Annotated in this window: 13 protein-coding genes; 11 read left to right on the top strand and 2 right to left on the bottom strand. The window is 38.4% G+C overall.

Annotated elements, in window-relative coordinates:
* The first annotated feature begins 1 nt into the window (after nucleotide 1).
* Complete coding sequence (locus tag BMZ31_RS03410; RefSeq protein ID WP_090830309.1) at nucleotides 2-580, top strand: TetR/AcrR family transcriptional regulator; 579 nt, start codon at nucleotides 2-4, stop codon at nucleotides 578-580.
* Nucleotides 581-765: 185 nt separating this feature from the next.
* On the opposite strand, the gene BMZ31_RS03405 is transcribed toward BMZ31_RS03410, so the two are convergent.
* On the bottom strand, nucleotides 766-2,682 hold the full coding sequence (locus BMZ31_RS03405) for a CoA-disulfide reductase (RefSeq protein WP_090830308.1): 1,917 nt from the start codon (nucleotides 2,680-2,682) through the stop codon (nucleotides 766-768).
* Between the two features lie 433 nt (nucleotides 2,683-3,115).
* On the opposite strand from BMZ31_RS03405, the gene BMZ31_RS03400 reads away from it, so the two are divergent.
* The 3 genes from BMZ31_RS03400 (at nucleotide 3,116) to speE (ending at nucleotide 6,265) form a co-directional block, all read left to right on the top strand.
* A complete protein-coding gene (locus tag BMZ31_RS03400; protein WP_090830307.1) occupies nucleotides 3,116-3,949 on the top strand; it encodes an alpha/beta fold hydrolase in 834 nt (277 codons plus the stop codon).
* Nucleotides 3,950-3,953: 4 nt separating this feature from the next.
* Nucleotides 3,954-5,210, top strand: a complete 1,257-nt coding sequence (locus BMZ31_RS03395) for a GNAT family N-acetyltransferase (protein ID WP_090830306.1) — start codon at nucleotides 3,954-3,956, stop codon at nucleotides 5,208-5,210.
* 197 nt (nucleotides 5,211-5,407) lie between these two features.
* A complete protein-coding gene (speE, locus tag BMZ31_RS03390; protein ID WP_090830305.1) occupies nucleotides 5,408-6,265 on the top strand; it encodes a polyamine aminopropyltransferase in 858 nt (285 codons plus the stop codon).
* Between the two features lie 16 nt (nucleotides 6,266-6,281).
* Here the strand turns inward: speE and BMZ31_RS03385 are convergent, their stop codons facing one another.
* Entirely contained in the window at nucleotides 6,282-6,947 is a 666-nt protein-coding gene (locus tag BMZ31_RS03385) for a hypothetical protein (protein WP_090830304.1), read from the bottom strand.
* 226 nt (nucleotides 6,948-7,173) lie between these two features.
* Here BMZ31_RS03385 and BMZ31_RS03380 point away from each other — a divergent pair, with 226 nt between their 5' ends.
* The 7 genes from BMZ31_RS03380 to BMZ31_RS03350 all read left to right on the top strand — a co-directional run bounded on the left by BMZ31_RS03380 (nucleotide 7,174) and on the right by BMZ31_RS03350 (nucleotide 16,881).
* On the top strand, nucleotides 7,174-9,810 hold the full coding sequence (locus BMZ31_RS03380) for a putative amidoligase domain-containing protein (RefSeq protein WP_254778564.1): 2,637 nt from the start codon (nucleotides 7,174-7,176) through the stop codon (nucleotides 9,808-9,810).
* Entirely contained in the window at nucleotides 9,807-11,219 is a 1,413-nt protein-coding gene (gene murF / locus BMZ31_RS03375) for a UDP-N-acetylmuramoyl-tripeptide--D-alanyl-D-alanine ligase (protein ID WP_254778563.1), read from the top strand. The genes BMZ31_RS03380 and murF overlap by 4 nt, the downstream gene beginning before the upstream one ends.
* Nucleotides 11,220-11,239: 20 nt before the next feature.
* Nucleotides 11,240-12,745, top strand: a complete 1,506-nt coding sequence (aepX, locus tag BMZ31_RS03370; RefSeq protein WP_090830303.1) for a phosphoenolpyruvate mutase — start codon at nucleotides 11,240-11,242, stop codon at nucleotides 12,743-12,745.
* Nucleotides 12,742-13,872 carry a phosphonopyruvate decarboxylase gene (aepY, locus tag BMZ31_RS03365; RefSeq protein WP_090830302.1) on the top strand — a complete coding sequence of 377 codons (1,131 nt, stop codon included), beginning with the start codon at nucleotides 12,742-12,744 and terminating at the stop codon, nucleotides 13,870-13,872. The genes aepX and aepY overlap by 4 nt, the downstream gene beginning before the upstream one ends.
* Nucleotides 13,865-15,709 carry a 2-aminoethylphosphonate aminotransferase gene (locus BMZ31_RS03360; RefSeq protein ID WP_090830301.1) on the top strand — a complete coding sequence of 615 codons (1,845 nt, stop codon included), beginning with the start codon at nucleotides 13,865-13,867 and terminating at the stop codon, nucleotides 15,707-15,709. The genes aepY and BMZ31_RS03360 overlap by 8 nt, the downstream gene beginning before the upstream one ends.
* Before the next feature lie 13 nt (nucleotides 15,710-15,722).
* On the top strand, nucleotides 15,723-16,142 hold the full coding sequence (locus BMZ31_RS03355) for an NUDIX hydrolase (protein WP_254778562.1): 420 nt from the start codon (nucleotides 15,723-15,725) through the stop codon (nucleotides 16,140-16,142).
* 124 nt (nucleotides 16,143-16,266) lie between these two features.
* On the top strand, nucleotides 16,267-16,881 hold the full coding sequence (locus BMZ31_RS03350) for a DUF2238 domain-containing protein (protein WP_090830299.1): 615 nt from the start codon (nucleotides 16,267-16,269) through the stop codon (nucleotides 16,879-16,881).
* Nucleotides 16,882-16,888: the final 7 nt, after the last annotated feature.

Raw genomic sequence — 16,888 nt, 5'->3', positions numbered from 1 at the left:
AATGGCGGACCAACCTTTAACAAAAGAAATTATATTAGATACAGCGGAGCAAGTGCTTCGCCGATTTGGACCAGAGAAAACAAGTGTGGTAGATGTGGCAAGGGCTTTGAAAGTGAGTCACGGCTCCATCTATCGACACTTTCCTAGCAAAGCATCTTTGAGAGAAGCCGTTGCAGAGAAGTGGTTGCATAGCATCTCTGAGCCATTAGCGACCGTTTTCAACCATGACTGTTCTTCTACTGAACGTTTGTATTTATGGTTAAAAACCTTGATTCAGATTAAGCATAACTTGGTTCAGGAAGACCCGGAGTTATTTACGATGTATACTAGTCTTGTAGAAGAATCTGTGGAAGCGGTAAGTGCACATATCGCTGAATTAATTGGACAAATCATTCCGATTATTGAAGACGGCATTGCTAAACAAGAATTTAAGTCCGGAGATGCTGTATCCACCGCGAGCGGAGTCTTTATGGCTACAGCAAAATTTCATCATCCTGCCCACGCTAAAGAATGGTTATCACCAACTATTGATCAGGAATTTGAAACCGTTTGGAATTTGATTCTTTCAGGAATAATCTAAATATCTATAACAATAAGAAAGCCGAATTTTCCACGTCATCATTGGAAAATCGGCTTTTTGTTTATACGGTAAGGCTCTTAAAATGGCTCTGGTTGGAAAGCAAGAATTCAAAAAACAAGTATTAGGTGCTGGCAGCTGGTTCTGATTGTTTTGAAGTAATACGAAATCAGACGGACTATAACATTTTATATCAAGCCTTTTTTTATCGTGGTTGTATAATGCTTATCTTCTCGTTCAGTCTTCACTAAAGTATGTTGATTCTTCTCGCACCAAGCAGAAATGTCTTTTACAAAGTTGCAATCAGTAGAAGTGATTTGCAAGACCTCACCTAATTGAAGCTTTTTGATATTTTTATGAACTTCCATGATAGGGCCGGGACAGGATAAACCAGTCGCATCAATATGCATGAAAACCTCAAAATCTTCAGTTGTAGCTGGTGATACTTTACTGCCTTTTTGATTGTAAACGGAAGAATATGTTTTCCAGCCACCATCTAAATTTTTAACATCATATCCATTTTCTGAAAGAATTCTAGACGCTAAGTAACCTCTTAATCCTACCTGACAAGAAACGTAAATGGTTTTGTCTTTGGGGATTTCATCCAATCGATCGCGAATTTCTCCTAAAGGAATATTGATAGAGCCCTTAATAAAACCCATTTCTCTTTCAATTGGCTCACGCACGTCAATGAGCAATCCACCATTTTCAGCGATTTCATCTATTTCATCCCATTGGACAGTACTTACATCACCTTCCATCATATTTGATGCAACATATCCAGCCATGTTTACAGGGTCTTTTGCTGATGAAAACGGTGGAGCGTAAGACAATTCGATTTCTGTCAAATCATAGACAGTCAAGTTCCCTTTAATAGCTGTAGCGATCACATCGATTCGTTTATCAACCCCATCTTCTCCCACTGCCTGTGCCCCGTAAATGGTACCTGAATCAGGGTTGAATAGTAATTTTAAGGCAATCGGTGCAGCACCTGGATAATAACCAGCATGTGAGCTTGGGTGAATATGAACCGCTTGATATTTCTTGCCTAGTTGTTTAAGTTGTTTTTCATTTAGTCCTGTAGCAGCCACGGCTAAATCAAATATTTTTGCAATGGCAGTACCAAGTGTTCCTTTATATTTCTCGTTCTTTCCATACACATTATTGGCAACAATTCGTCCTTGGCGGTTAGCTGGACCCGCAAGTGGAATCATGGCCGCATTACCATTAATATAATCCTTTACTTCAATTGCATCGCCGAGGGCAAAAATATTCGAATCATTCGTTTGAAGAAATTCATTAACCTGAATGCCGCCACGCTCGCCGACATCCAAACCTGCCATGATAGCCAATTTGTTTTCTGGACTTACTCCAATTGATAAGATGGCCATGTCTGTACAAATCTTTTTTCCACTAGCAAGTTCAATTGTGCTTCCATTGCTCTTAAATGCCTTCACTCCATCTTCTAATATCAAATCTACACCTTTATCTCTCAAGTGAGAGTGAACGATAGAAGCCATTTCGTAATCAATTGGTGTCATGACTTGTTTACCAAGTTCTACTACCGTAACTGATATGCCGCGTTCAACCAAATTTTCCGCCATCTCTAGCCCGATAAATCCTCCGCCAATGACAACTGCTCTCCCTGGATGTTGTTCGTCAACAAATGATTTGATTCGATCTGTATCTGGAATGTTGCGTAATGTAAAGACATTCTTGGCTTCAGATAATCCCTCGATATTTGGAACGATTGGCTTTGCTCCTGGCGAAAGAATTAAGGTATCATAGCTTTCTTCGTATACTTTATTAGTTAGAAGGTTCTTAGCTGAAATAGTCTTCTTCTCTCTATTAATCTCTACGACTTCAGTGAGGTTACGTATATCTAAATTGAACTTTTTACTCATGCCTTCAACTGTTTGTACCAATAATTTCTTGCGGTCTTTAATCGTTTCTCCGATATAATATGGCAATCCACAATTGGCAAATGATATATGTTCTCCTCGTTCAAATAGGACGATTGTTGAAGTTTCATCTAATCTTCTTAATCTAGCTGCTGCTGTGGCTCCTCCCGCAACTCCACCTACGATGACAATCTTTTTTGGCATGTTTATTTCCTCCTTTAAATTAAACCTATAAATCGTGTGCTTTTATATCTTGTTCTGTGAAAATAATCACAAAAAAATACTGATCAATTTCGCAGAACAATGGCTGATGTGTTAAGGGCATTTGATTGTTTTCCTTATGCCCTAATGGGTATATATTACTTACACTTATATACTATACGGGGTATGTGGAGTGTTCAATATAAATCGAATAATTTTGTCTGATTTTCTTTGCAGTCAGACACAAATAAGACAAAAAGTTGGATATGAGACTTGTTAAATCAAGGTTTGTTAGGCGAGATGAAGTACATCTATATTTTTAATGTGAAAGAAAAAGGAATCCAAACTCAATGCAGCGAATATTATTGAAACAAGAATAAACTGACTATTCGTTTTATTTAATTAACTATTATTACATTCCTTTAGGAGGTTACCTATGCATAATGAAGAATTCTTATTGTTGAGAGATATGTCCATTTATACAAAAAGATTTGGCAATGGAATACCTTTGGTGTTTTTACATGGTGGACCTGGTGGGGAACACAGATATTTTCTGCCTCACTTACAATCGTTGGATTCTCACTTTGAACTTATTTTCTATGACCAACGAGGCTGTGGTCAATCCGCTCGATTACAAGGTGGAGATTACACAATTGAGGATGAAATAGAAACCCTAGAAGAACTCAGAAAAAGTTTAGGGCTAGAGAAATTAAATCTTGTTGGTGAGTCCTGGGGATCGATGCTTGCACTACTGTATGCATCAAAATATCCGCAACATACAAACAAAATATTCATGACTGCTGCTGTTGGAGCAACTGTCGATGGATATTTAGGGTTCGGAGAAGAATTAGAGAAAAGACTCACCTCAGAAGATAGAAGGAAATTCGATGAACTTGTAAAAAAACTAGAGGTGAATGAAGTTGATGTGGCTGAAATTTTTAAGGTAATTAACCCATATTACGTTTATAGTGTTAGCAAACTAGCGAAAAAAACTGAGACTAATAGTAATGCCGAAGTGAATAGCAGGTTGGGGGAAGATATAAAGAGTAAGTACAATCACCTCATAGATTCAGAGGCGTTGGGTCAAGTACCAATGATGATTGCTCAAGGAGATACCGATATCATCACCCCTGAAGCATTGGAAGAACTACTCTTAAAACATCTTCCTCACGCTCGGTTAGTCGAAATTAAGAATTGTGGTCATTGGTCAGTCATTGAACAGCCGGAAGTTTTGAAAAATTTAATTAAAGAATTTTTCTTAGGGGAATGATGGTATGGAATCTATTATTCGGAAGCTAACGCTAGCTGAAATCGATCAGTATGCAGAGATTGTCATCAATGCATACCCGGGAGTGATGGAAAGTTCGACTGATTTTAAGACTCGCTTCATTCAAAGTTTGAAAGACATCCATGAAAAGGTAGCTACGATTGAATTTTATGGCCTGTTTCGAGACGGGAAATTAATTGGTGGTATGAGATTACATTATTACCAGATGAATTTGAGTTCGAAAATCATAGATGTCGGTGGAGTTGGATTAGTAGCCGTTGATTTATTGCATAAAAAGGAAAAAGTCGCTAAAGAGCTAATCACATATTTTATTGACCATTTCCGAAATAGAGGTACATCTCTAGTGATGCTATATCCTTTCCGCCCTGATTTTTATAAAAAGATGGGTTTTGGATTCGGAACAAGAATGAATCAATATAAGATTGAGCCTAACAGTTTTCCAAATGAGGAGAATAAAGAAGGGCTGGTTTACTTAACAGAATCCGATTTGCCACATATCCGTGAATGTTATCAAACTTATGCGAAAAACACGCATGGAGCAATCATGAAGACGGAATTTGAATTAGAGAGAATGCTGAAAAATCCAGTTGCAAGAATAGTTGGGTATATGAATGACTCTGTTTTGGAAGGTTATCTTTTGTTTACTTTTCAGAAAGAAAGGGAAGCAAACTTCTTATTGAACAATTTGGAAGTGAAGGAATTCATCTATCTCAATCCAACCTCTTTATTGAAACTCAGTAGCTTTTTGCATACTCAGGCAGATCAAGTTAATCGAGTCATCCTTAATACGCAAGACCAATCTCTTGAATTCTTGTTGAAGGATGCGAGAAATGGGACACACAATCTTATTCCAAGCGTTTACCATGAAACGAATACTTCGGGAACGGGTATTATGTATCGGGTGGCAGATATAGAGAAGTTTATCAATGAATTAAGTGACATACAATTCGGTTATGGAAACTGTAAAATTAAATTTTCTATACAAGATTCTCTTATATCAGATCAGCGTTTAGAAGTTTGGATAAGTGTAGAAGAAGGCTTTATGAAAGTGATCGAAAAATGCGAATGCGAAATCGAAATGGACATCGACGTTTCAGATTTTTCATCACTTTTAATGGGAGCTGTTGATCCTAAAAGTTTATATAATTACGGGAAGTTAAAGCTGAATAATGCTGTTCATATTTCTACATTAATGCAGCTGTTTATAAATCAAAAGAAGCCCTTATGTAACACGCTGTTTTAGCAAGGAAAAACTATCTTGCCTAATCTTCTATCTTAAAAACCTAACATAATTTTATGTTAGGTTCTTTTACTTTTGCTGAAAAATCCTTCCCCTCTTTTTGAAAGGCTCTTATTTTTGTGCGAATGATTCATGACAAGCCTTCAAAAAGTTTCATAGTATAATTGGGACGCCATATTCAAAGAAGGGATGGTGGAAAGATGTCAGAACATATGAAAGGCTATAAACAGGATGAAAAAGGTACTCTTTGGCTCAGAAGCTATGTTGCGAATGCCAGTATGGAGACTAGATATAAGGTTAAGAAGTTACTTCACTTTGAGCGCTCTGCTTATCAAGAGATAAGTATTGTCGATACAAAGGGATTTGGAAGGATACTTGCGCTCGATGGTGTACCGCAAGTTTCACTGAAAGAAGGGTTTATTTATAATGAGATGATTAGTCACGTCCCCCTTGTCACTCATCCTAGTCCTAAGAAAGTGGCAATGATTGGCGGTGGCGATTGCGGACACGTACGAGAAGCTATCAAATATAATGAAATCGAATCCATTGAAGTGGTTGAAATAGATCAAAGAGTAACAGAAGTGTGCAGAGAATGGCTAACTCCAGAAACAGCTTACGCAAATGATCCACGAATAAATTTGATTCACCGGGACGGGTTTGAATGGATTCAAGAGAAGAAAGGAAATATTGATGTACTTATGATAGACCGTCCCGATCCCGAAGGGCCTGGAATTAAATTGTTCAAGCCCGAATTCTACAAATATGTATTTGATGCTTTGACAGTTGATGGAATAGGTGTCTTTCAATCTGGGTCACCTTATTATAATGTCAATACTTTGCAGCGTACGATTCGGAATTTGAAGGAGTTATTCCCAATTGTAAAAACGTATGTAGTAACAATTCCTCTGTTTCCTTCGGGGATATGGAGCTTTACGATTGCTTCTAAGAAATGGGATCCCCTTCAGGCAAAGCTTCAGAGATTGCAAGATAAGGAAACAAAGTACATCGATGCTGATGTTTATCTCGCTAGTTTTACTCTTCCGAAATATGTAAGATGAAAGAAGCCATCCATTTTTATGGATGGCTTCTTTCATTAATAATTTGAGTGATCAATTCGACGATTTCGGATTGATAATCTTCTCTGAGTGTTTTGGAAAATTCAATTTGAAAAGTGTGGAAGTGAGGACCATAGCCCTCATAAGAATCTCCATCTCCCATTCTATGATAGACAATCGATTCATCACCATCAAAATATTCATCAAATACGATTCTTGTATTAGGTAATATTTCATTTGATTTTTTACGAATTGTCCTTTGAAACCAACTCCTCATTTTTTTGGAACACGATTGTCCTTGAAAAGTACCTACTTCAATTGCATGTCGGCCATAATGTTCATCTTTCATTCCGTGGATGGATAAATGTAAAACAGGTTTGGTGATTTGATGGGATTGTTCATCAAGAATGCCATATTGTTTAAAGATTTTTTTTATCGTTGCACGATATTGTTGGAGTGCTGCATCATTGCTCCCATCCATTTTCCTGTTCAAGTCTGCAACCGTTCTTGAAACCTTACTAATGATTCCCGCACATTTTACATTTGAAATGACTCTTTCAACAATCTCTCCTGTAAATAAGTCTGATTGAGGCGGTTTGGCATGTAGTGCATCTACAAGACAGAGTGAAGTTGGATCGCCTATATAATAATCCAGATACTCTAACTCTATGAATTCTATCTTCATATATTTAGCTCACCATTCCCGTTAAATTAAGAGAAATAACCCCTTAGCATGTCCTTTATATATGTAATGCTTTTCTAATGGAAATGGTGAATGGTGCACACTAAGAATTGGACAGGGTATTCACACAAGAACATTTAGTGAAATTACATATCATAATGTAAGGCTACACTCATGGTCACACAGCACTTGAATAAGAAATACATTTTTACAAATTGGAGGGCAATTTGTGCTATCAAATAATCATATTAATATCTTGCGGGATAAAGAACTCCTGTTACGTATGCTTCGGCTAAACAACGTTAAAGCAATTGAACTAGCAGATCCCAGTTCCTCCTCTTATCCACTCATTGGCCGGAAATTCGGACATCAAGGTGGACAGGACGTTACTGTCGTTCATACGAAAGAACAAGGGGTAGAAGAGGGATTTGATTATTTCACAAAGCTTTATGTCATAGAGCAGGAATACCGAATAGAAGTGAAGGGTTTAAGTATAGTAAGCGTTTATTTGGCAATGCCAGACAGTGTCATAGGTAATGAGATTCCTATAAGGACAGAAGAGAATGGATGGAAATGGGAGGAAGTGGATGTTTCATCCTTGCCTGAAGATTGGACAGACATTGCCATAAGAGCCTCTTACATTACTGGTTCTACACATGCTTTTGTAAAGATGGGGCAGTTGATTAATGACCAACCAATCGTCCTTGATGTTCAAGTTTTATCAAATGAAGTTTCAGATACAATTATTAAACCGGATGAAAAAGTCATGACCATCGGCGCAGATGTAGAATTTATGCTTAGTTGTGATAATGAATTGTTGCCGGCATCCGACTTTTTTCCACTAGAAGGACCCATAGGCTGTGATGAAAGACAAATCGAACAGGATAGCGGTGATTATGCACTGGTTGAGTTAAGACCATTACAATCTGATTCTCCGCATGGCCTATATGAGAATATTAAAAAGCTGTTAAAGGATGCATCGAAGGAAATCCCTTTCGATAATATCAGCTTTCGAGCTGGCAGTATGCCATTTTTCGGTTATCAGTGTGGGGGACACATCCATTTCGGAATGAATCCATCTGTTTCACTAATAAGATCACTAGATTACTATTTGGCAATACCACTCGCGATGATTGAAGAATCTAATCCAAGCAGGCGTAGGCGCAGAACGAAGCATGGTGGTTTAGGTAGATTTCGGATGAAGCCGTACGGATTCGAATACATTTCCCTTAGTTCTTGGATGATGACTCCAGAAATTACTTTGGCTACTTTATGTTTGGCACGCTTGTTAGCATCCTGTCATAAAAAATTATCAACCCCTTATTTATATGATTCATGCTTTCAGGAAGCCTATTATAAGGGTAATCGCCATGTGCTTACAATCTTGTGGGAGGGTATCAAGAAGGAACTGACTAATCTAGAAGAGTATCATCAATATGAAAAGGAACTCGCGCCTTTTTTTCAGATGATTGAAGACGGATCAGTTCTTGATGGCAAAACTGATCTTCGGAAAAGTTGGGGCTTTGATGCTCCAGATAAACAATATGAGCGTGGACTTGTCATTCAAGTGCCAAGAAAAACGAGGATGAAACATCAATTAAAAGAAGGTCAAGAAACATATGTATGTGCAGGTAAAGCTATCTCCAAAGCCCAAATTAGACCTTATCCGTTTTCATTTCGTAATTCCAACGTCATTCAACTTTCACCTTCTCTTCGAAAAGCATTGTCGCTTCCCGATTACTGGATTCCGAAAATCTCATCTTCAACAGGCGCATTGGTACTCGGACCTATCTTAGGGATATTAGCAGAGAGGCCTTTTGAGCGCCAAGGGACTTATTTTCAGCATTTAAGCAAGATCGCCAAACAAAAGCAAATGTTAGTATATGTCTTTGAACCGAAAGACATTATGTGGGACACACAGCAAATCAAAGGAACAACCATAGATGGAGAAGGAATCTTCCCATTCCCTGCAGTCATTTACGATCGTCATTTCCGGACAACTCTTAAATATAAAAGAGAAATTGAAGAAACGAGAGCTAAACTCCAATTCGTATACAATATCCCCTTTTTAAATCCCCCAACATTATTCGAAATTACCGGAAATAAGTGGTCTTCACATGAACTCTTATCAGAAAAATTTTCAGATTATCTTCCAGATACTCGACTTTTAAACGAGCCCGAGGACCTAACAGACATGCTTAATCTTCACGGTGAAATTTTCGTCAAGCCTCTTGAAGGTGCGTTAAGCAAAGGTATTACACGCGTTATTCAATTAAACTCAGGAATATTTTGGATGAATGAAAAGCAACGGGTATTCCAGCCATTGACTGGGGTTTCTGAGTTAATCTCTTCATTTTTCCCATTAAAAAATAATAAAAGTTACATCGTACAAGAAGCCATTAAGCGGAGACAAATGAACGGCAATTTCGTTGAACTAAGATCGTATATGCAGAAAAATGGTAAAAACAAATGGGTGAGAACCGGTATGGTAGCACGTTTGACCAATGAGGGAGTAATGTCTGAAGACACAGAAATCAACAAGCGTTCCAGTGTGGTGCTCAATAAGCTTTTCCCTGAAACAGCAGAACTTCGCGCAATGAAGAGAGAAATTGGTGAACTAGCAAAAAATGTAGCGGAGTTAATAGAAGAAGAAATCGGTCCTTTTGGAGAATTGGCAGTCGATATTTGTATCGACCAAAGCAATTCTATTAAAATACTAGAAATTAACGCAAAGCCAGATAATCTTTTTTCTCAGGTGAGAGCATACAAACTGCGTAATCTTGCTGCATTGAGACTCCTCAACTATGCCGCTTCATTAACTGGCTACGAGTTAGATGATAGCAATCAGAAAGGAGATGAAGAATGATGAAAGAGCTTATATTAAGTGACATTGTCACTCTTATAAAAGGAACAGTCATCCACGGGACAGACAATATCATCATCAAAGGAGTTAAGAACCGAACGAAGAAAAAAATGAAGGATAACCACATTCTTTTTCATATCAAAAGAGATAAGATACGTGGATCATTTTGGGAGGGTTACAAATCACTAGCTGTAATAACAGATGTACCAGAACAGATTGGTGAATGGAGAGACAATTTGACTGTTATTGTCGTAAGTGACATTCAGGAGGCATATTGGACATTTATCGATTATTATCGAGGTCTCTTTGATATTCCCATCATTGGTGTTACAGGAACTTGTGGGAAATCTACAACAAAAGAGATGATCCTGCAGATTCTAGAGAAAGATTTCAATGTAGAAGCGACATGGGAAAGCATGAACTCTATGAGTGTAAATCTCAGGTACTTAACCGATATAGATGAATCAACAGAAATAGCTGTCTATGAAATGCCTGTAGCTTATCCCGGTTACCTTAAGGTAGCATGCAGATATTTTAAACCACAGATCCGAATTCTCTTGAATATTGGTGTTCATCATCTTGCAGATTGTGAAACTCCGGAAACGTATATGAAAGCTAAAGCGGAAATAGTAGATGGGATGGACCATGAAGCTGACATTCTCATCCTCAACGGCGATGATGAGAATATTAAAAAGATGGTGGATACAAGTCCGTATAAGAACGTCGTGTATTTTGGGAAAGATGATACAGCTCATTTTCAAGCAGAAAACATTACCTATGCCGTTAACGGGATGAAATTTACTCTCAAGCATGAAGGAAAATGTTATGAAGTATTTGTTCCAGGTTATGGAGAGCACAATGTGTACAATGCAATGGCTGCTATTGCGGCTGTATCATACGCTGGAGTTGAAATGGAAACAGCTATAAAAGGTCTCGCTTCATTCAGCCATCTAGAAGAACACCTGGAATGTAAGCAAGGAATGAATGGAGCGGTTATTATCGACGATACTTGGAACTCAGCGCCGTTATCAATGTCAACAGGTCTGAAAGTACTGAGTGATTTATCTAAGGATAAGACATCCATTGCACTTTTAGGGTACATGCCCCAACTCGGTGACGGTCAGTTTGCGGTCGACCAATATCGAAAAATGGGAGAAGAGGCTTTTTCTACAGGTGTGGATTTACTTTTCGTAGTTGGGAAGGAAGCTGAGCAAATTGGCATTAGTGCCATTGAGTGTGGGATGGACCAAAGCAAGGTGCACTTTTGTGAAACGGGAACAGAAATCTATGCAATTGTAAAAGATTATCTGAGTGATCAAGCTGTTTTATATATAAAAATAACTCACCGGGTTATGACTCGAGATTCCTTCGTTGAGCTGAAGAAGAAATTGATTCCGGATGAAGAATCGTAATCGAAAGGAGAATTAAAAGAATGAAGAAAACGACACAGCTGCGCAACATGATAAATAGCGATCAGCTAGAGTTGATCATGGAAGCCCATAATGCCTTGTCAGCAAAAATCGTTGAATCTGCCGGATTTAAAGGAATTTGGGCAAGTGGCTTATCCATCTCAGCAGCTTTGGGTGTCCGGGATAACAATGAGGCGTCTTGGACTCAAGTACTCGAAGTTTTGGAATTCATGAGTGATGCAACATCGATTCCCATTTTGCTCGACGGTGATACTGGATACGGAAATTTTAATAATGCCCGACGATTAGTAAAGAAGTTAGAGCAAAGAGGTATAGCGGGTGTATGTATTGAAGATAAGCTTTTTCCAAAGACAAACTCATTTATTAATGGGGAAGCTCAGCCGCTTGCTGATATTGATGAGTTTTGCCATAAGATAAGGGCAATGAAGGACACTCAAGAAGATGAGGACTTTGTCGTTGTTTCTAGGGTTGAAGCCTTTATTGCAGGATGGGGATTAAGAGAAGCACTTCGTCGAGCCGAGGCTTACCGTCAAGCAGGTACCGATGCCATTCTTATCCACAGTAAAAAGTCAGATAGTAGTGAAATAGAGACATTCATGAAAGAGTGGGGAAATAGACTACCGGTCATCATCGTCCCCACAAAGTATTATAAGGAACCGACTTCTAAGTTCCGTGATCTTGGTATAAGTGTTGGAATTTGGGCAAACCACAATCTTCGTGCCTCGATTACCGCTATGGAAAAAACATCGAAACAAATTTACCTCGAAGAAAGTCTAATAAATGTTGAGCCTTCTGTAGCTTCCCTTGAAAAAGTTTTTCAGTTACAAGGGCAGGATGAACTCGATTTAGCTGAGAGGAAATATCTTCCAAAAACCAAAAACCTTACCTCTTCTATTATTTTTCCAGGAAACGAAACAGAAAACCCTCTATTGGAGAAGCAAATTGAGCAGCTAAACAACGCAGGAATCAAAAGTATAACGCAAATTGGAAAATCTGCTTCGCAGAATCTTTCTGAAGGAAGAGAAGTTTACCAACTATATCAAGCTATGAATCAATTAAAGGGAGACACTATCTTCAGCTATGCCGAGATGATCTACAAGCCACATGTACTTGAAGAATTACTGGACGACAGTGCAGATATTGTTCTTGTCGTAGATGGAGATTTTGAACGAGGGAAGGATAAGCTATTCGTTACTGCGAGCTCCCCTTATTCAAAAAATTCATATTCCAAAACAGTCAATTTTTTGAGCATGTACGAAAGTAAAGATTTCCAAATTCAAATCCCTCATGGAGAATTTATTGGACTTTGGAAGGTAAATGAAAAAGGAGCGACAGTTTTAAAAGAAGCTTTGGAAAAGATTGCACAAAGAGACGATTTTAAACTATTGACACTCGCTCAATTGTTTAATCAAATCGCAAATACCCATCCAATCATGGTCAAATATATTAAGGGTCAATGGCTTGACTTGGCCTCTTTTAAATCAATAGAGTCAGGTGAATTGCCATGATGGACACGAAAGCATTTGGACAGGAATTAAAAAAACAGGGTTTTGATTTCTTTAGTGGAGTACCATGTTCCTTCTTAAAGCCTCTTATCAACTTTGCCATAAATGAATGCGAATATATGAAAGCTGTTAATGAAGGAGAAGCGGTATCTATTGCAGCGGGAGCAAGCGTGGGGGGAAAAAGGTCTGTCGTGCTCATGCAAAATTCCGGTTTAACAAATGCAAGCTCTCCATTAACATCTCTTATTTTTCCATTTAAGATTCCGATACTGGGATTTGTAAGTCTGCGGGGGGAACCAGGTATACCAGATGAACCTCAACACGAGCTGATGGGACAAATTACAGGACAAATGTTGAGTCTTATGAAACTTGAATGGGAGTATTTATCTACCGATCTGGAATCGGCGGTAAAGCAGATAGAGAAAGCGGTCACTTTCATTCAGCGCGATCAGCCTTTTTTCTTCATAGTAAAAAAAGATACTTTTACTGCTGTGCCACTTGAGAATCAAACTCTGAATAAAACAAGAAATCTCATATGTGGAAAAAAGATGAGAGAGGATCAGTTTCCGACAAGGCTTAATACATTAGGTTTGATTCATTCCTTGAAGGATGACGATACCGTTCTATTGGCAACAACGGGAAAGACTGGGCGTGAACTTTATGAGATTGAAGATGCTCCTAATCATTTTTATATGGTTGGATCAATGGGCTGTATCAGTGCATTTGCACTTGGGCTTAGTGTTGTGAAAGGGAATAAAAATATAATCGCCATTGACGGAGATGGTGCATTGCTCATGCGTATGGGCAGTCTTGCAACAAATGGCTACTACTCCCCTTCTAACGTGCTTCATATACTCCTTGACAATCATATCCACGACTCAACTGGTGGTCAGTCTACTGTTTCTATGAATGTTAAGTTCGTTGAAATTGCTGCTAACTGTGGCTACAAGAATGCTTTTTATGTTCATAGTTTAGAAGAATTACGCAAAAGAATTCAAGATTGGAAGAAAGATAAACAGCATACTTTCCTTTATTTAAAAATAGCCAAAGGTTCCATGAAGAACCTCGGACGTCCGAAACAGAAGCCAGTTGAAGTGAAAGAGAGATTGAAGGTGTTTCTTGATGATTAAGACAGCAGTCATTTTGGCAGCCGGGATGGGAAGCAGACTTAGAGAAAGAACCATTCATCGTCCAAAAGGATTTTTAGAGTTGGATGAACTCTCCATTATCGAGCATTCCATTAAGAAACTCAAAGCATGCGGAATACAAACGATATTTATCGGAACTGGCTTTAAAAGTGAGTATTATGAGGCACTCACTATAAAGTACCCTGAGATTATTTGTGTAAAAAACGCTTCGTTCCAAAGCACTGGAAGTATGTACACTTTGTATCTCTTAAAGGAACGGTTAAATGAAGACTTCCTCTTGATGGAGTCTGATTTAATCTATGAAAAGCGCGGGATAGAAGCATTGGTAGAAGATGCCCGTCACGACATCATCTTAGCGAGTGATCTTACTTATTCCGCTGATGAAGTATTCATTGAATGTAACCGTGATGGAAGTCTCAAGAATATGTCAAAGCAAAGGGGAAACCTGGATGATGTTCATGCAGAACTGGTGGGGATATCAAAAATTTCGTTTTCTACGTACAAGATGATGTGTGAATTTGCTGAAAAGCATTCAAAAAAAGATCTCGATTACGAACAGGCACTGGTGGGGATTTCTTCAAAAACAGGACTTCATATAAAGAAATTATGTAACTATGCTTGGTGTGAGGTAGATGATGAAGGTCATTGGCAACGTGCTATCAATGTAATCTATCCAATCATCAAGGCGAAAGAAAACTTACCTAAGCCGGTACCACGGAATGTCCTGTTAAATCCTGGCCCCGCAACCACGACTGACACGGTTAAATATGCACAAGTTGTACCTGATATTTGCCCTCGTGAAAAAGAATTTGGATCTGTTATGGAGTTTATAGCTGCTGAATTAACAAAATTTGTAGCTCCTGAAGATGAGTATACAACAGTTTTGTTTGGTGGATCAGGGACAGCGGCTGTTGAATCCATTCTCAGTTCCGTTATTGGAAATCGTAAAGTCTTAATTATCAACAATGGAGCTTACGGCAAAAGAATGTGTGAAATAGCCAAAGCATATGGAATCGGTTTTTATGAATTTGAATCACCGGCAGCTAATGGTTTGGAAATTGTCCAATTGGAAAAATTTATTGATGCTCATCAAAAAGAGATTTCACATCTTGCCATTGTCCATAACGAGACGACGACTGGACTGCTTAATCCGATTGAACAGATAGGGGAAATATGTTCGAACCATGGAATTCAAATGATTGTTGATGCGATGAGCTCTTATGGAGCTATTCCTATTAATATGAAAAGGATGAACATTCATTATCTGGCGGCTAGCTCCAATAAGAACTTACAAGGTATGGCTGGAGTCTCGTTTGTCATTGCTCACAAAGCGAGTTTGGAGAAATCGCGCTATTTGAAACCGCGCAATCTTTATCTGAATTTGTATTCTCAATATGAGCATTTCCAAACAACTGGACAAATGAGATTTACTCCGCCTGTTCAGACACTCTATGCTTTAAAGCAGGCAATCATAGAAACAAAGTTTGAAGGTATCGAAAATCGTTATGCAAGATATTCACGAAACTGGGAAGTGCTGATTAATGGAATATCAAAACTTGGGCTTACACACTTAGTTGATTGTGATCATCACAGCAAAATTATCACAGCCATTCATGAACCGGATTGTGAGCATTATGATTTTGAAAAAATGCACGATTTCCTATACAGAAGAGGTTTTACAATATACCCAGGGAAGTTTGCTGAAAAGAATACTTTTAGGATTGCAAACATTGGTGAGATTACGGAAAAAGACATAGAAGATTTTCTTTTGCTTTTAGAACAATACCTGAAAAATGAAAGTCCAATGGATAACAGATAGGAGGGGAGAGAAGATGTCGATTCCAAGACACAAGCTTGCAGTGGCGATCCTTGTTTTGAATGCTAATCATGAAATTCTGCTTATTAAGCATCCGAGAAGGGGATGGGAATTTCCAGGTGGTTTTGTCGATCAAGGCGAATCCATTAAAGTGGCGGCTGTAAGAGAAGTGAAGGAGGAGTCCGGATTAGACATAGAACTAACAAACTTTTATGGCATTGATCAAATCGTCACGAGTTCGACTTGTGTGTTTCTGTTTCAGGGAAGAGTAATGGGCGGCACATTAATGATATCAAATGAATCAGAAGATGCCTGCTTTGTTTCTCTTCTCAAAGCAAAAAGGTTGATTCAAGATGAAGGGTATAAGGGTAGATTAGACCGATGTCTTGAGCAAAATGGAAATCCTTTTATCAATTTAGTTGAACATAACAATTGAGTAAGTGCCGGGTAATATCCAGGACTGGATATCTCCTGGCACTTTTGATATTTAATAGGAATTTTTACATGATGCATAAAATTGGGGGAACTCTAAAATCATATTAGAAGTGTAGGTGTTGAAAATGAGCAATAAACGATTAATTGGTATTTTTATTTTATTTTTGTTTTTTCTTATTTGGTCTGGTATAAGGCCTGCGGACCGCTTCACCTGGTGGTTAGAGGTTCTGCCTGCTTTAATCGGAGTTGCAGCCCTGATTTTTACTTATAGGAAATTTAAGTTTACTTCCTTGGCGTACATACTAATTTTTATTCATTGCGTGATTCTGATTGTTGGTGGTCATTATACCTATGCTGAAATGCCATTATTTAATATGTTAAAAGATATGCTTGATCTTGACCGTAATTATTATGATCGACTAGGCCATCTCGCACAGGGGTTCATCCCCTCCATCATTGTAAGAGAAATCCTATGGAAAACATCACCATTAAGAGAAAATAAATGGCTGCCTTTTATCGTCGTTTGTATTTGTTTGGCCTTTAGCGCCACTTATGAACTAATCGAGTTTACCGTTGCTGTAATGACTGGAGAAGCAGCAGAAGCCTTTCTTGGTACACAAGGGGATGTATGGGATACACAGTGGGATATGCTTCTTGCATTAATCGGAGCCATAACAGCTTATTTTACTCTGCATTCCATTCATAATGAACAACTTAAAAGTCAGGCACCGTCCATATGAATGGATG

The organism is Bacillus sp. cl95 (assembly GCF_900115925.1).
GTDB lineage: Bacteria > Bacillota > Bacilli > Bacillales > Cytobacillaceae > Neobacillus_A.
The sequence above is the reverse complement of the archived record's forward strand: the minus strand, read 5'-3'. Positions and strand labels throughout refer to the sequence as shown.

Excerpts from the sequence above, each read along its gene's own strand:
- BMZ31_RS03410 (WP_090830309.1), top strand. The coding sequence starts at position 2 with ATGGCGGACCAACCTTTAACAAAAGAAATTATATTAGATACAGCGGAG.
- BMZ31_RS03405 (WP_090830308.1), bottom strand. The coding sequence starts at position 2,682 with ATGCCAAAAAAGATTGTCATCGTAGGTGGAGTTGCGGGAGGAGCCACA.
- BMZ31_RS03400 (WP_090830307.1), top strand. The coding sequence starts at position 3,116 with ATGCATAATGAAGAATTCTTATTGTTGAGAGATATGTCCATTTATACA.
- BMZ31_RS03395 (WP_090830306.1), top strand. The coding sequence starts at position 3,954 with ATGGAATCTATTATTCGGAAGCTAACGCTAGCTGAAATCGATCAGTAT.
- speE (WP_090830305.1), top strand. The coding sequence starts at position 5,408 with ATGTCAGAACATATGAAAGGCTATAAACAGGATGAAAAAGGTACTCTT.
- BMZ31_RS03385 (WP_090830304.1), bottom strand. The coding sequence starts at position 6,947 with ATGAAGATAGAATTCATAGAGTTAGAGTATCTGGATTATTATATAGGC.
- murF (WP_254778563.1), top strand. The coding sequence starts at position 9,807 with ATGATGAAAGAGCTTATATTAAGTGACATTGTCACTCTTATAAAAGGA.
- aepX (WP_090830303.1), top strand. The coding sequence starts at position 11,240 with ATGAAGAAAACGACACAGCTGCGCAACATGATAAATAGCGATCAGCTA.
- aepY (WP_090830302.1), top strand. The coding sequence starts at position 12,742 with ATGATGGACACGAAAGCATTTGGACAGGAATTAAAAAAACAGGGTTTT.
- BMZ31_RS03360 (WP_090830301.1), top strand. The coding sequence starts at position 13,865 with ATGATTAAGACAGCAGTCATTTTGGCAGCCGGGATGGGAAGCAGACTT.
- BMZ31_RS03355 (WP_254778562.1), top strand. The coding sequence starts at position 15,723 with ATGTCGATTCCAAGACACAAGCTTGCAGTGGCGATCCTTGTTTTGAAT.
- BMZ31_RS03350 (WP_090830299.1), top strand. The coding sequence starts at position 16,267 with ATGAGCAATAAACGATTAATTGGTATTTTTATTTTATTTTTGTTTTTT.